This window comes from Streptomyces sp. NPDC058289 (assembly GCF_042880975.1).
Lineage (GTDB): Bacteria > Actinomycetota > Actinomycetes > Streptomycetales > Streptomycetaceae > Streptomyces > Streptomyces stoeckheimensis.
On sequence record NZ_JBHVYI010000184.1, the window covers coordinates 3,565 to 4,782 of the forward strand.

Annotated in this window: 1 rRNA gene (only partly in view); it reads right to left on the reverse strand. The window is 56.9% G+C overall.

Features of this window, described 5'->3' with window-relative positions:
• Positions 1 to 1,211 (reverse strand): 16S ribosomal RNA (locus ACFVX6_RS40530); it reaches 183 nt to the left of the window's first position.
• Between the last annotated feature and the right edge of the window lie 7 nt (positions 1,212 to 1,218).

Consider the following 1,218-nt stretch of genomic DNA (forward strand, 5'->3'; position numbering starts at 1 on the left):
ATGCTTTCCGGTATATGTCAAGCCTTGGTAAGGTTCTTCGCGTTGCGTCGAATTAAGCCACATGCTCCGCTGCTTGTGCGGGCCCCCGTCAATTCCTTTGAGTTTTAGCCTTGCGGCCGTACTCCCCAGGCGGGGAACTTAATGCGTTAGCTGCGGCACCGACGACGTGGAATGTCGCCAACACCTAGTTCCCAACGTTTACGGCGTGGACTACCAGGGTATCTAATCCTGTTCGCTCCCCACGCTTTCGCTCCTCAGCGTCAGTAATGGCCCAGAGATCCGCCTTCGCCACCGGTGTTCCTCCTGATATCTGCGCATTTCACCGCTACACCAGGAATTCCGATCTCCCCTACCACACTCTAGCTAGCCCGTATCGAATGCAGACCCGAGGTTAAGCCTCGGGCTTTCACATCCGACGTGACAAGCCGCCTACGAGCTCTTTACGCCCAATAATTCCGGACAACGCTTGCGCCCTACGTATTACCGCGGCTGCTGGCACGTAGTTAGCCGGCGCTTCTTCTGCAGGTACCGTCACTTTCGCTTCTTCCCTGCTGAAAGAGGTTTACAACCCGAAGGCCGTCATCCCTCACGCGGCGTCGCTGCATCAGGCTTTCGCCCATTGTGCAATATTCCCCACTGCTGCCTCCCGTAGGAGTCTGGGCCGTGTCTCAGTCCCAGTGTGGCCGGTCGCCCTCTCAGGCCGGCTACCCGTCGTCGCCTTGGTGGGCCATTACCCCACCAACAAGCTGATAGGCCGCGGGCTCATCCTTCACCGCCGGAGCTTTTAACCCCCGCCCATGCAGGCAGGAGTGTTATCCGGTATTAGACCCCGTTTCCAGGGCTTGTCCCAGAGTGAAGGGCAGATTGCCCACGTGTTACTCACCCGTTCGCCACTAATCCACCCCGAAGGGCTTCATCGTTCGACTTGCATGTGTTAAGCACGCCGCCAGCGTTCGTCCTGAGCCAGGATCAAACTCTCCATGAATGTTTACCCGTAATCGGGTGCACACGCACTTAGAGCGGGACAGTCATGTCGGAATAAGACCGACCGTCCACTGCGTCCTCGCTGTGTAATTGCCTGCAAGCATCACAGCCGAAGCCGCGACCTCACAGGTCTTTTTCAAAGGAACCTCATCCACCGAAATGGACGGGGTATCAACTTTTGGCGTTGATTTTTGGCACGCTGTTGAGTTCTCAAGGAACGGACGCTTCCTTTGT